Annotated in this window: 11 protein-coding genes; 3 read left to right on the top strand and 8 right to left on the bottom strand. The window is 70.0% G+C overall.

Annotated features, from left to right (window positions below; genetic code table 11):
* The first annotated feature begins 56 nt into the window (after nucleotides 1-56).
* Nucleotides 57-419, top strand: a complete 363-nt coding sequence (locus tag FJV46_RS05830) for a hypothetical protein (protein WP_087029024.1) — start codon at nucleotides 57-59, stop codon at nucleotides 417-419.
* On the opposite strand, the gene FJV46_RS05825 is transcribed toward FJV46_RS05830, so the two are convergent.
* A complete protein-coding gene (locus tag FJV46_RS05825; RefSeq protein WP_087029027.1) occupies nucleotides 374-1,189 on the bottom strand; it encodes a response regulator transcription factor in 816 nt (271 codons plus the stop codon). The two genes, FJV46_RS05830 and FJV46_RS05825, sit on opposite strands and share 46 nt — an antisense overlap.
* Before the next feature lie 100 nt (nucleotides 1,190-1,289).
* Nucleotides 1,290-3,557 carry a putative bifunctional diguanylate cyclase/phosphodiesterase gene (locus FJV46_RS05820; protein WP_126130662.1) on the bottom strand — a complete coding sequence of 756 codons (2,268 nt, stop codon included), beginning with the start codon at nucleotides 3,555-3,557 and terminating at the stop codon, nucleotides 1,290-1,292.
* 143 nt (nucleotides 3,558-3,700) lie between these two features.
* Between FJV46_RS05820 and FJV46_RS05815 the strand changes: the two genes are divergently transcribed.
* On the top strand, nucleotides 3,701-4,486 hold the full coding sequence (locus FJV46_RS05815) for a class I SAM-dependent methyltransferase (RefSeq protein ID WP_087029031.1): 786 nt from the start codon (nucleotides 3,701-3,703) through the stop codon (nucleotides 4,484-4,486).
* A 68-nt stretch (nucleotides 4,487-4,554) separates the two neighbouring features.
* Complete coding sequence (locus tag FJV46_RS05810) at nucleotides 4,555-4,950, top strand: DUF7793 family protein (RefSeq protein ID WP_087029033.1); 396 nt, start codon at nucleotides 4,555-4,557, stop codon at nucleotides 4,948-4,950.
* A 109-nt stretch (nucleotides 4,951-5,059) separates the two neighbouring features.
* On the opposite strand, the gene efeB is transcribed toward FJV46_RS05810, so the two are convergent.
* Genes efeB through FJV46_RS05780 form a run of 6 tightly spaced genes read right to left on the bottom strand, consistent with a single transcriptional unit; the run spans nucleotide 5,060 to nucleotide 12,617 of the window.
* Entirely contained in the window at nucleotides 5,060-6,334 is a 1,275-nt protein-coding gene (efeB, locus tag FJV46_RS05805) for an iron uptake transporter deferrochelatase/peroxidase subunit (protein WP_087029035.1), read from the bottom strand.
* A 5-nt stretch (nucleotides 6,335-6,339) separates the two neighbouring features.
* The gene (gene efeO, locus FJV46_RS05800; RefSeq protein WP_087029038.1) at nucleotides 6,340-7,542 is read right to left on the bottom strand and encodes an iron uptake system protein EfeO; all 1,203 of its coding nucleotides are present in this window, start codon (nucleotides 7,540-7,542) and stop codon (nucleotides 6,340-6,342) included.
* Nucleotides 7,539-8,396 (bottom strand): iron uptake transporter permease EfeU, encoded by an 858-nt coding sequence (gene efeU, locus FJV46_RS05795; protein ID WP_087029040.1) that lies wholly within the window; start codon nucleotides 8,394-8,396, stop codon nucleotides 7,539-7,541. The genes efeO and efeU overlap by 4 nt, the downstream gene beginning before the upstream one ends.
* Before the next feature lie 59 nt (nucleotides 8,397-8,455).
* A complete protein-coding gene (locus tag FJV46_RS05790; RefSeq protein WP_087029043.1) occupies nucleotides 8,456-9,934 on the bottom strand; it encodes a phytoene desaturase family protein in 1,479 nt (492 codons plus the stop codon).
* A 38-nt stretch (nucleotides 9,935-9,972) separates the two neighbouring features.
* Nucleotides 9,973-11,067 (bottom strand): lipid II:glycine glycyltransferase FemX, encoded by a 1,095-nt coding sequence (locus FJV46_RS05785; protein WP_126130663.1) that lies wholly within the window; start codon nucleotides 11,065-11,067, stop codon nucleotides 9,973-9,975.
* Nucleotides 11,064-12,617, bottom strand: coding sequence for a glycosyltransferase family 87 protein (locus FJV46_RS05780; RefSeq protein WP_087029046.1), 1,554 nt, complete (start codon nucleotides 12,615-12,617; stop codon nucleotides 11,064-11,066). Before FJV46_RS05780 ends, FJV46_RS05785 begins: the two co-directional genes overlap by 4 nt.
* Between the last annotated feature and the right edge of the window lie 78 nt (nucleotides 12,618-12,695).

The following is a 12,695-nucleotide window of genomic DNA, read 5'->3' as shown; positions in this document are numbered from 1 at the left end:
GCACCGCCCGGCGACATCACCCGGACCAGGAACCAGCGGCAGCACAAGGAACAGGCGTGACCACCATCGACATCGCCCGGCACCCCGTCCTCGACCGGCAGACCCTCGACAACCTCGGCGTCGAGCTCTCCAGCCGCGATGGCGCCCTGCAGTTCGCGGGGACCTTCTCCGACATGCTGCCCCGTCGCGTGGACGCCGTCGAAGCCGCGTTCGCGGCCGGAAACGGTGACGCCGCCGTCGTCGCACTGCTTAGCCTGAAGGTGAGCGCGGCGATGGTGGGCGCACGACGCCTCGAGGAGATGTCCTCGACGGCCCTCGGGCTCCTCGGCGACACCGCCGCAGCCCACGCCGGGGCCATCGCGCACCTGCGGAGCTACGGCGCCGAATTCGAGTCCGTGATCGGCGGCATCATCCGGTAGCCGACGCCGCGGACCGTCCGGATGAAGCGTGGGGCCTTGGTGTCCTCGCCGAGCTTCTTCCGGAGATTCCGGATGTGCACTTCCACCAGGTGCTGATCGTTGACCCATCCGTCCCCCCAGATGCGCGAGAGCAGCGTCTCCCGCTGCCAGACCCGCCGCGGACCGGAGACCAGGGTGGCGAGGAGATCGAACTCGATGCGCGTCAGCGGCACCTCGTCGCCGTCGAGCGAGGCGATGCGTCCCTCGGTGTCGATGGTGAGCACACCGTGCCTGAGGAGCCCCTCGACCTCCTCCGGGACAGGCGCGGCAGGAGTCTCGGGGACCGCCTGCGGCTGGGCTGCCTCCGGCGGCTCGACGCCGAGCAGGGGCTGGGAGACACTGCGGACCGTGCTGCGCGGTCGGCGGAACATCGCGTTGACCCGCGCACCCACCTCCCGGGGGCTGAACGGCTTCACCACGAAGTCGTCCGCGCCGATCTCGAGGCCGATCAGGCGATCGATCTCGTCCTGGCGGGCGGTGATCATGATGACGTAGGCATCCGTCAGCGGCCTGATCTGCCGGCACACCTCGACACCGTCGATATCGGGGAGATTCAGGTCCAGGGTCACGAGGTCCGGCTGGTGCTCACGGACGAGCGCCACGCCCTGCCGGCCGTTCTCCGCCTCGATGGTGGTGAAGCCGTTCATCCCCAGGGTCATGACCAGGAGCTGACGCACGTCGGCATCGTCTTCGATGACGAGAGCAACGCGCGCATCGGGATCGGTTGTCATGGCTTACACACTGCCAGATGATCGAACGCGGACCGAGGGCATCGGTCCGGCTGCCGCGTGTCTCTGCACGATCGACCGGAGGAGCACGCCGTCAGGGCCGTCAACGGCATGATCCACCACCTAATCCCACCCGTCCGCTGACCCAGGACGATATCTCGCGGGCGGGCAGCGGACGCGAGAACAGGAACCCCTGGGCGGAGTCGCACCCCTGCGCGAGGAGATCGTCCCTCGTCCCCTCGTCGTTCACACCTTCGGCGACCACCTCCAGGCCCAGGCTGTGCGCGAGGTCGATGATCGAGCCCACGAGCCCGCGGGCCCGCACGTCGTGGGGCATCGCGGTGATGAAGGACCGGTCGAGCTTGAGCTCGTCGACGGGCAGGTCGCGGAGGTAGGCCAGCGAGCTGTAGCCGGTGCCGAAGTCGTCGATGGAGATCCGGATACCCGAGACACGGAGATCCTCGAGAATGCGCGCGGTACCGACCGGCGTCGACATCAGGACGTCCTCGGTGATCTCGAGCACCAGGCGCGACGGCGGGAGGGAGTGCGTCCGGAGGAGCTGGTGGATCTCGTACGGCAGGCAGGACAGGATGCAGGAGCCCGACATGTTCACCGCGACGGAGATGTCGAGGCCCTCCGAGCGCCAGCGGGCCGCCCGCCGGATGGCCCGCCGGAGCACGAGGGAGGAGAGCTCGGGCATCAGGCCCGCCTCCTCGGCGAGCGCGAGGAAGGCGGCGGGTGGTAGCTGTCCCCGGGTCGGGTGGTTCCATCGCACCAGCGCCTCGACGCCCGTGACCTCCTGGTCGACCAGGCGGACCTTCGGCTGGTAGTGCATCTCGAACTGGTCCTCCGCGAGGGCGGTGCGCAGCTCCTGGATGGTCCGGAGCCGCAGAGCGCCGTCGTTGTCATCCGACGCGTCGTACACGTGATGGCCCCGATGCTCCGCCTTGGCGCGGAACATCGCGATGTCGGCCTTCCGCATGAGCAGCCCCATGTCGGTACCGTGGGCGGGAACCAGGGCGATGCCGACACTGGCGCTGACCAGCAGGGTCGCGGAGGCCACCTCGACGGGATCGGCGAGTTCCTCGGCGAGGCGCTGGGCAGCCGCCACGGCCTGATCCTCCGACACCCCTGCCAGGAACACCGCGAACTCGTCCCCGCCGAGCCGCGCCAGCATGTCGTTCGGGCGGATGTGCCGCGCGAACCGCTCGCCCACGTGCACCAGGAGCTCGTCGCCGACGTCGTGCCCGAGGGCGTCGTTGACGTGCTTGAAGCGGTCGAGGTCGAGGAGGAAGAGCGCTCCCGTGGTCTCCCTGGACAGCCTGGCCGGGACGTCGGTGAGGAAGGCGCGACGATTCGGCAGTCCGGTGAGCTCGTCCGTCCTGGCGAGCGTGATGAGCATGCGGTTCCGGGAGGTCAGCGGCAGGGCGGCGAGCGCGAGCGTGGCGCCCGCGAACACCACGGCCAGGGCCGGGATGCTCATTTGCGTTCCGGCGAGCAGCACTACCAGCGCGACGGCGGTGGACACCAGGGGTGCCGCGAGCTCCGGGACCGCGTGACTCCTGCCGTGCAGCGCCCCGCGGGTGTCCGCGGCACCGTCCACCCACGCGGCGATCGCCACGATCCCTGCGACCCACCCGGCGTCGACGATGGAGCCGACGGCGTAGTCCTGCATTCCCAGCGCGTAGCCCACGTCCGCCAAGGAGAAGACGAGCAGGCCGGCGATCAGGAAAGGCCAGCGTGGTCCGACGTCCAGCCCGCGGGTGGCGAGGATACCGGCCACGGCCGAGATGAGGAGCAGGTCCAGCAGCGGATAGACGACGGCGACGATCACCTCGTAGCTGCCGCTCTGCGCGCCCAGATGGAGGACCGGCGCCAGGATGACGGCCATCAGCGAGGCGGCACCCAGGGCCCCCACCAGGCTGTCCACGAGCAGGGGCCAGACGAGCGCCTTCGGGCGCCGCACCACCACGACCGCCAGCGTGCCGAGCATGAGCGGATAGAAGGCCAGGTAGGCGACGTCGGCGAGGGACATCGCGACGAGCGCGTCGGCGCCGTCGAGGGATGACGCATAGTAGGCGTCCCCCGCGGCGTACGTGCCGACCGCGAGGGTCCCGAGGACCACCTGCGGTTCGGCCAGGCGGGATCGGACACAGGCACTGATGCAGAGGGCCACGGCCGCGAGCTCGGTGAAGATGCAAAGCCAGCCGTCCACGAGCGGATCGAACGCCTCGTGGTCTCCCAGGGCGAGCCCCACCGTGTAGGCAGTGAGCAGGAGCACCATGACCACGAGGAGGACATCGACGAACGGCGGTCGGCGGGTGCTCCCCGAGGGGTGACCTGCCGCCGCACGGGCAACACTGCGCCGCATCCCGCCCCGTCCTCCCTCTGGTCCTGAGCCTGAAGCATAGGTCGGTGGCGGACGGGATCGACCGGCCTTGCGTGAGCCACGGCTCATTCCTGCGGAGATCCTTGGTGTCGGAACGGATCGGAGCGCGTCGGTACCCTCGTCCTATGCGCTCATTCGTCGATCAGCTGAGGATGGTGCCCGAGGTGGCGCGCCTGGCCTCGGGCACCCCGCGGAACACCACCGACGCGTGGGAACGCTACTGGGCTTCGGTGCGGACCACCGGGACGCAGGGCGAGGTGCTGTGGGATGCGGACATCGGCGCGGAGGCGGAGCAGTACGCCGGTGTGCTCGAGGAGCGCATGGACGGCGCGCTCCCGATCGTGGACGTGGGCTGCGGCAACGGCCAGTGGACACGCTGGCTCGTAGGCCGCTTCCCGGCGGCGGTCGGTGTGGACGTCGCCGACAGCGCCGTCCTCCGGGCCCGCGCGGAGTCGCTAGGCGTCGCAGGGGTTTCCTACCGGACCCTCGACCTGACGTCTCCCGGGACGGGTGGGAGACTCCACGGCGAGTTCGGCGATGCGAACGTGTTCATCCGGGGCGTGTTCCACGTCCTCCGGCCGAAGCAGCGCGCGCAGCTCGCCGCGAACGCCCTGGACCTGGTGGGCGCCCGGGGCCGCGTCCTGCTGACCGAGACGAACTATCGGGGCACTCCGCTGGCCTACATGCAGAGCCTCGGCGCGTCCCCCGGAAGGATCCCCGAGCCGCTCCGCCGCGCGATCGGGAACATCCCCGTCCCCGGGCACTTCGGGGCGGCGGAGCGCCGCGCGGCGTTCCCTGCCCGGGCGTGGAGCACCCTCGCGGAGGGACGCGTCAGCATCGAGGCGGTGCCGATGAGGGGCACCGCCGCCACCGCCATCCCGGGGTACTTCGCTATGCTGGGTGCTCGCTGATCCTCGGTCTCAGCAGGAACAGGGCCACCCGGTCCGGAGGTCCCAGCGGGGTCATCAGGAGGTGGGCCATGCCCGCACGACGCATCGACGGTGGCAAGGCCACCCTGGAACTGCTGCCCAACGGAGTCCTCCATCTGGAATGGGACAGGGACTGCACCATCGCCACGACGGACGCCGAGTCCGCCATGGCCGCCGTCGACGTCCTGGCCGCGGGGCAGGTACACCCGATGCTGGTCGACATGGAGACGACGCGCACGGTCACGCGGGGCGCACGGTCCGTGTTCGCCATCCCGTGCTCGGCGTCGCGCATCGCCCTGCTCGGCTCGTCGCCGGTCGATCGCATGATCGCCAACTTCTTCCTGGGCGTGAATTCACCACCCTGCCCCACCCGGTTCTTCACGTCCCGCCCGCTCGCCGTGGCCTGGCTGCAGAGCGCGGCGGATGAGCACCCGGCGACCGCCTGACGCCGTCCGGGTGGGCGCGCCGCGCCGGGCTGTCAGACCCGCGGGGGCGCTCCCGCGGGTCTGACGCGCCGAGCCGCGCTGCACAGGGGTGGGAACGGGGCGGGGCGATTCAGGCCTCGAAGAGCCGGGCGCCCACGTAGCTTCCCTCGGTGGCCCCGCCGGGAACGGCGAACAGCGCCGACCCCACGTGGCGGATGTACTCGTTGAGGATGTCGGAACCGGCAAGGCGCGTCTGCACCGGGATGAACGATCGTTCGGGGTCCCGCTGGAAACAGATGAAGAACAGTCCGGCGTCCAGGCGTCCGAGGTCGTCGTTGCCGTCCACGAAGTTGTAGCCCCGGCGGAGCATCCGGGCTCCGCCGTTGGTCTCGGGATGGGCCAACCGGACGTGGGAGTGCTCCTCGATGATCGGGCGCCCGCCGCTGCCCTGCATGCCGAAATCCGGCGCGGTGAACTCGTCGCCGCCTGACAGCGGAGCGCCCGCGCCCTTGGTCCGCCCGATGGACCGCTCCTGCTCGGAGAGGCGCGTCCGGTCCCACGGCTCGACGTTCATGCGGACCTTGCGGGACACCAGGTAGGAGCCGCCCGCCATCCAGGCCTGGTCGTCCCCCTCGGCCACCCAGACGTGCTCCTCGACCGCGGCGGGATCCTCGGCCTTGAGATTCGCGGTGCCGTCCTTGAAACCGAACAGGTTGCGCGGCGTCACCTGTGCCGTGCTGGTGCTCGACGTCCGCCCGAAGCCGAGCTGCGAATACCGCAGGGAGGCGCGGCCGAAGGCGATCCGGGAGAGATTGCGGATGGCGTGCACGGCCACCTGCGGATCGTCCGCGCAGGCCTGGATGCACAGGTCCCCACCGCTGATCCGGTCCTCGAGCATGTCTCCCGAGAACTTCGGCAGTGCGGTGAGGGCGCGGGGACGTCGGGCGGCGATGCCGAAGCGGTCGGTGCCGTCCGACGCCGTGAACAGCGTGGGGCCGAATCCGAAGGTGATGGTCAGCCCGGACGGACCGAGGTCCATGGCTTCACCGGTGTCCTCCGGCGGGGCCTCGTAGGGACCGGCATCCGGTGCGAAGGCGCCGGCGCTCCCGCCCTGGCTCATGCGCGCGGCGGCGGCGGTCCAGTCCTCAAGGAGGCCGATGAGCTCCGCGCGGGAGATGGCGTCGACGTCGAAGACGGCGAAGTGCAGCCGATCCTGGGCCGGCGTGATGATGCCGGCCTGGTGCTCACCGTAGAAGGGGTAGGCCAGCAGGTCGGGGTCGGCGGGTGTGGCCGTCGCCTCCGGGGTGCCGCGTCCCGCCAGGATGCCGGCCCCGACGCCGGCGGCGGCGCTGACCCCCGCGAGGGAGAGCGCCTTGCGGCGGGAGATGCGGAAGGTGCGCGCCATGGCCGTCAGCCCAGGAGGGACGCGGTGATCCGCGAGAGCGGTTCGCTGAGGGCATTCACGCGATCGGACAGGGCCTTCACGTCCGCCTGGCTCAGCTCCCCGTAGGACACGTACGTGATGTCCCGTTGGGCGGCGCCGTCCGGACTGGTGCGGTGCTTGTCCAGCTCTGCCTCGAGCGAGGCGAAATCCTCGTCGAGTGTCGCCGCGAGCTCGGGATCCTTGGCGTCGAGCAGGTCACGCAGTCCGTCGACCAGCACGCGCGCGCCCTCGACATTGCCCTGGAAGTCCCAGAGGTCGGTGCCGGACCAGATCTCCTCCTCGCCGGTCACCTTGCCGTTGGCCACCTCGTCCATGAGGGCGATGGCACCGTTGGCCAGCTGGTCGAGGGTGAGCTCGACGCCCTGGACGCCTGCGCGCAGGGTGGTGGTGTCCTCGACCAGCTGGTCGGCGAACACCTCGCGCTCCGTCGGGGTCAGCGGTGTGTAGGGCGGGTCGGCCGGGGGCCAGAGGTCCTTCTCGATGCGGTGCCAGCCGGTCCACTCCTCGCCCTCCGCGAGGTCCGCCTCGCGGTTGTCGAGCTTCGGGTCGAGATCGCCGAAGCTCTCGGCCACGGGTTCCACGCGCTCGAAGTGCATCCGGGTGGTCGGGTAGAGGCGCCGCGCCTCGTCGTCGTCCCCCGCGCTGTAGGCGGCGGCGAAGTCCTCGGTCCCGTCGAGGAGCTGGTCCACCTGGTCCTCGACGTAGGCCTCGTAGTTCGCCACGGCATCGTCGATCTGTGCCTGCTCGTCACCCGAGGCCTCCACGGTCGTCCCGGAATCCGTCACGGTGAAGGCGGTCCTGCCCACGCCGTCGCCCACCATGCCGGGCTTGCAGACGGTGTAGTAGGAACCGGGCCGCGCGTTCACCACGAGATTGCGGCTGATACCGGGGCCGATGTTCTCGACCTCGGAGACGATCCGCAGGCCGTCCTCGGCGAGGAGGTAGAACTCGGTGACCTGGTCCCCCTCGTTCGTGATGGCGAAGGTCAGCGGGCCGCTCTCAGCCGTGGCGGCCGAGACCGCGCACTCGTCGGCGGTGCTGGTGACAGTCAGGCCGTCGGCAGCTCCCTCGGATGTCTCCGCGGTGGCGTTCGGTGTGCAGGCGGTGGCGAGGAGGACGCCGCAGGCTACTGCGACGGCAGCGGGCCGGGACAGGCGGGCGGTGGTCACGAGACTCCTTGGGGGATGCTGGGTTGCACGGTGGCCGGAGCCGGAGCCGGAGCCCTGCGCACGCTCTGCCGGATGAAGAGGGTCATGGTGGGGATCGTGTAGAGCAGCCAGGCGATGCCCTCGAGCCAGGTGGTGGCCGGGGAGAAGTTGACGGTGCCCTTGAGCAGCGTCCCGTACCAGCTCGACGGCGGGACGGCCGCACTGACATCGAACATGAGGCTGTTGAGCCCGGGAAGGATCCCGGCCTCCTGGAGGTCGTGGATCCCGTAGGACAGCACGCCCGCCGCCACGATGATGAGCATGCCCCCCGTCCAGGTGAAGAATTTCGAGAGGTTGATGCGGAGCATCCCCCGGTAGAACATCCACCCGAGTACGACGGCGGAGGCCAGTCCCAGCGTGGCGCCGAGAATGGGCTGGGTGGTGGAGCCGGTGGCCTGGACCGCGGACCAGATGAAGAGCGCGGTCTCGAGGCCCTCACGCCCGACGGCCAGGAAGGCGACGACCACCAAACCCCTGCCGCCTCCTGCGAGATGGCGGTCCACCCGGCCGTGGAGTTCCCCGCGCATGTTCTTCGCGGTGCGCGCCATCCAGAAGACCATCCAGGTGACCAGCCCGACGGCGATCAGGGAGAGGGAGCCGCCGATGGCCTCCTGCGCCTCGAAGGTCAGGCCGTGCGTACCGTACGTGAGCAGCGCGCCGAATCCGAGGGACAGCGTGCCGGCCAGGGCCACGCCGAGCCAGATCCCCGGCAGGAGATCCCGCCGCTGGATCTTCACCAGGTAGGCGACGAGGATCACCACCACGAGGGCGGCCTCGAGGCCCTCGCGCAGGCCGATCAGGTAGTTGGCGAACATGGAGGGGCTTTCTTGCCGGGAGGGGCCCTGTCAGCAGAGCAAGGCAAGCGTAACCTAACTTACGTCAGCGGAAGGAGTGGCTCCCGGGGTGGCATGCCTTCCAGTCCGAGGTAGGGCACCGGCAGGCCGAACTCGCGGCGGAGGGCGAGCCCCGCCGCATTCAGACCCGCCATCCCGTGGACGCCGGGGCCCGGCGGCGTGGACTGGGAGCACAGGTACACGCCCTTCAGCGGGGTTGCCCAGGGCTGCAGCGACGGAACAGGACGCGCGAGGATCTGCCGCAGGTTCACCGCCCCGCTGCTGAAGTCGCCGCCCACGTAGTTGGCGTTGTACGCCTCGAGTCCACTCGCCGTCGTCGTGTGGCTGCGGACGACGACGTCACGGAAGCCGGGCGCGAAGCGCTCGATCTGTGCGGTGATGGCCTCGGCCATGTCCCTGGTGGAGCCGCGCGGCACATGGCAGTAGGTCCACAGCGTGTGCCTGCCCTCGGGCGCTCGGGTCGGATCGAACGACGACGGCTGGGACAGGAGCACGTAGGGGCTCGCAGGATGTCGGCCCTGGTTGACCTCCTTCTCCCCGGCGGCGATCTCCTCGCGCGTACCGCCGAGGTGCGCGGTCCCTGCCCGGTGCAGTTCGGGGTGTGTCCAGGGGACGGGTCCGGACAGGATGAAATCCACCTTGCAGGCCGCGTTGCCGTAGGTGAAGGCAGCGAGCGCCGCCTCGTAGGCGGCCGTGAGCCGACCGCGCGCCATGGCCTGGAAGTTCTTCGGCGCCACGTCGAGGAGCACCACGCGGGCGTCGGAGACCTCGGCGAGCGATTCGATCCTGCTGCCCGTGACGATCTCCCCTCCGTGGTCGCGGACGTCGAGGGCGAGGACGTCGGCGATCGCCTGGGAGCCGCCGACGGGGATGGGCCACCCGACCGTGTGGGCCAGGAGGTTCAGGACGAGCCCCGCTCCTGCCCCCGTGAGCGAGGGAAGGGTCCCCACGGGGTGTGCCATCACTCCGGTCACCAGGGCCTTCGCCTCGTCCGTGCGGAACCGTCGGTTCCAGGCGGGCAGGCCCTGATCCAGGACCGCGCCGGCGAATCGCAGGGCCGCCACTGGATGCTTCGGGATGCGCACCACGTGGTGGAGTGCGACGCCGAGGATCGCCTGCTCACGATCGCTGAGCGGCTGCACCAGCCGGCGGTAGGCCTCGCCGTCGACCCCCAGCCCGGCCACGGTCCGCTCCATGCTCCGATAGGCCACGCCCGCCCGGCCTCCGTCGAGCGGATGGGCGAAGGACACATCGGGCACCGCGAACCCGATGCGCCGGCTCAGCTCGAACGCCCGGAAGAAGGGGGACGCGAGGGCCATGGGGTGCACGGCGGAGCAGAAGTCGTGCAGATGATCCTGCTCCATGAGCTCCACGGAACGGGACCCGCCCCCGATGGTGGCGGCCGTCTCGTGTACGCGGACCGACAGACCGGCGCGCGCCATGACGACGGCCGCTGCCAGTCCGTTGGGGCCCGAACCGACGACCTCGACATCAACCATGGGGCTCTCCTCCTGCGACGGGAACGATGTCGCCGCTGTCAGCTCTTCGTGGTGGCCGGGCTGCTCCTGCGGAGCCGGGTGGGCCCGGCCATCCGGCGAGCGAGGCCCTTCGCGGCCGAGGGACCCGACCGGCGCGCGGCAAGGACGGCCGAGACCGCTGCGTAGCGCGCACTGTTCAGCGGAATGTCGTACGTGGTCGGGACCACCACTACGTTCTTCGAGAAATTCCGCTTGAACGTAGTGACATTGGCCAGCGACGGATAGTTCTCGCTCTCGATGCCGGTCAACCCGCAGGCCGTGTTGCCTGCTGCTTTCAGGGCTCTGAACGCTTCCCACAGCAGGAGGTAGGGTGCGAACATTCTCCTCGCTGCATGAGTGCTGCCCGCGAAGTAGTAGACCGCGTAGCCGCGGTACTCGGTGGTGATGAGCCAGCTCAGTGCGACGCCGTCCTGATAGGCGACCAGCAGCCGCAGGTGATCGCCGAGCACCCGGAGGAGGGTCTCGTAATAGGTCGAGTCGAAGGACTGGAAGCCGTCGCGCTCGGCGGTCTCCACCATGATCGGGAACAGTTCCCGCGCGAACACAGCAGTCCATTCCTCACGAGGAATATGCCTGACGGTGATACCGTCCCGCTGCGCCCTCCGGATGCTGTTCCGGGCATTGGGCCGAAAACCCTTCAGCAACTCGGCCTCGGTCGGTCGGAGGTCGACCACGATCTCCCGCTCGTACCAGCCGTGCTCGATCGGCCCGGTCGCGGGCGCCTGGCGGGTGGCGACCTGCATCCGCACGTAGAGCGGATCCACCGTCGGATCCTTGCGGAACTGCTCCCGCACCGCCTCCAGGAGCAGGCGCTCCGCCGCGGGTGTCCGCTCGGCGAACCAGACAGGCCCGTTGACGGCGACCACCGAGGCGCGGAGCCGCCGCACCACGTGGATGAAGCTCGCCGTCGCGACGAGCTCCCCCGAGGGATCGCGGTACTCCCAGATACCGAGTGGAGCACGTCCCAGGGCGCGCTCGAACTCCACCCAGTCAGGCGTCTGTTCGAGGGGGATCACCACCTCGGGATGCGCGGCGGCGATGGCCTCGAAGGCCGCTCGGTCGACCATTCTGGCGGTCAGGGAAGGTGCTGTCACTGAGGGTCTTTCGGTGGGCGGTCGTCGGGGTCCCGCCAGCCTATCCGAGCGTGGCCGGAGCGGCCCCTCCCTGGTGGTTCGGCGGATGACGCGACGGCCTCCTTGCGCGGCGAAGGCCTCCGGTGCCTGATGCGGGACAGGACGAAGCGGTCGGCCGTGCCGTCGAACACGCCTCCCTGGGGATCGTCGATGGCGATCCGGCGCACCACGTCCTGCCGGGGATCGAGGATCTCGGAGACCACGACCCCCAGCACGTATGCAGTTGCCAGTATGTGCAGGATGACCGCCAGTGCGTACGTCCCCAGCCCCAGGTTGTGCTCGGGCGGGCCGCCGCTCGTCATCCCGCCGAGGTACAGCCAGACGGCGCCCCAGTGCAGGACCTCTGCGAGTTGCCAGACCAGGACGACGCGCCAGCGGGGCACCGCGAGCGCTATGAGGGGGACGAGCCACAGGGCGTACTGGGGCGAGTAGACCTTGTTGCACAGGATGAACGCGCCCACGATCAGCAGGGCCAGCTGGGCGAGGCGGGGACGGCGGCGGGCGCCGAGAGCGAGCAGGGCGATCCCCGCGCACGCCAGGCCGAAGAGCACACCGGCCCCGGTGTTGATGGCCTCCGGCGTGAGCGAAATGCCTCCTGCCCGACGGGCAAGGGCGTTGTAGACGTACCAGCCCGAGGAGAAGCCGGCGTCCCGGTCCTCCGAGAAGGTGAGGAAATACCCCCACGCCTCGCGGTCGCGGAGATAGAAGGGGACGTTCACCAGGAACCAGGTGGACGCCGTCGCCAGCGCGGTCACGGCGAAGGGCCGGTAGCGCCCGGTCCGGAGCGCGAGGACCAGTACTGCCCCGAGGAGCAGGACCGGGTAGAGCTTCACCGCGGTACCGAGCCCCCAGAGGATCCCGGCGAGAACCGGGCGGTCACGCGCAAGGGCCAGCATGCCTGCTGTCGCGAGCAGCACGGCCCAAAGATCCCAGTTGATGGTTCCCGAGAGGATGATCACCGGAGCGACGGCGACGATCGCCGCGTCCCACGGCCTGCGGTTCGCCAGTCGAAGCGTCGCCAGCACCGTCAGGAGCCACACGCCGGCGATCAGCACGGCATTGATGTCGAAGTAGAGCAGGGTTTTCTGCTGCAGGTCCGCACCGGTGGCCAGCGCGCCCACGAGGAGGGCCGTTCCGGAGGCCAGGAGTCCGAGCAGCACGGGATACTCGAACAACGTGCCGGGTGTGATGAAGGGGAGCACACCGTCAGCGAGGCCGCGGCTCCGGTAGAGCTCCGCCCAATCGGAGTAGCAGGCTCGGTAGAAGTAGTCCGGAGAGCTCCACCCCGCTGCCCGGCAGGGATTCTTCACCAGCACGGACAGCACAGCGGACAGCACGGTGAGCAGGATCACGACCCGCTGCACGGTGAAGTGGCCGGGCGCTACCCGCCCCGGATCCGCGTGACGCCCGAGGGGCCCTCCGATCCCGCCCGCGAGTGGGCGAAGGAGCTCGTCCGACCGGCTGGGCGCACTGATGCGGTACGGCCCGCGCCTGCCCGTACCGGAGGTCATGGATGGAGCCTATCGGTCCCGGCCGGGCCCGCGGCCCCCGGATACGCCCCCTTGCACACCCGAAGGCGGAGGGCGAGG

The organism is Arthrobacter agilis (genome assembly GCF_006494655.1).
In the GTDB taxonomy this organism is placed as follows: domain Bacteria; phylum Actinomycetota; class Actinomycetes; order Actinomycetales; family Micrococcaceae; genus Arthrobacter_D; species Arthrobacter_D agilis.
The sequence above is the reverse complement of the archived record's forward strand: the minus strand, read 5'-3'. Positions and strand labels throughout refer to the sequence as shown.

Bases quoted from the DNA above. Each gene is read 5' to 3' on its own strand.
- FJV46_RS05780 (WP_087029046.1), bottom strand. From the start codon at position 12,617: ATGACCTCCGGTACGGGCAGGCGCGGGCCGTACCGCATCAGTGCGCCC.
- efeU (WP_087029040.1), bottom strand. From the start codon at position 8,396: ATGTTCGCCAACTACCTGATCGGCCTGCGCGAGGGCCTCGAGGCCGCC.
- FJV46_RS05790 (WP_087029043.1), bottom strand. From the start codon at position 9,934: ATGGTTGATGTCGAGGTCGTCGGTTCGGGCCCCAACGGACTGGCAGCG.
- FJV46_RS05820 (WP_126130662.1), bottom strand. From the start codon at position 3,557: ATGCGGCGCAGTGTTGCCCGTGCGGCGGCAGGTCACCCCTCGGGGAGC.
- FJV46_RS05825 (WP_087029027.1), bottom strand. From the start codon at position 1,189: ATGACAACCGATCCCGATGCGCGCGTTGCTCTCGTCATCGAAGACGAT.
- FJV46_RS05810 (WP_087029033.1), top strand. From the start codon at position 4,555: ATGCCCGCACGACGCATCGACGGTGGCAAGGCCACCCTGGAACTGCTG.
- efeB (WP_087029035.1), bottom strand. From the start codon at position 6,334: ATGGCGCGCACCTTCCGCATCTCCCGCCGCAAGGCGCTCTCCCTCGCG.
- FJV46_RS05815 (WP_087029031.1), top strand. From the start codon at position 3,701: ATGCGCTCATTCGTCGATCAGCTGAGGATGGTGCCCGAGGTGGCGCGC.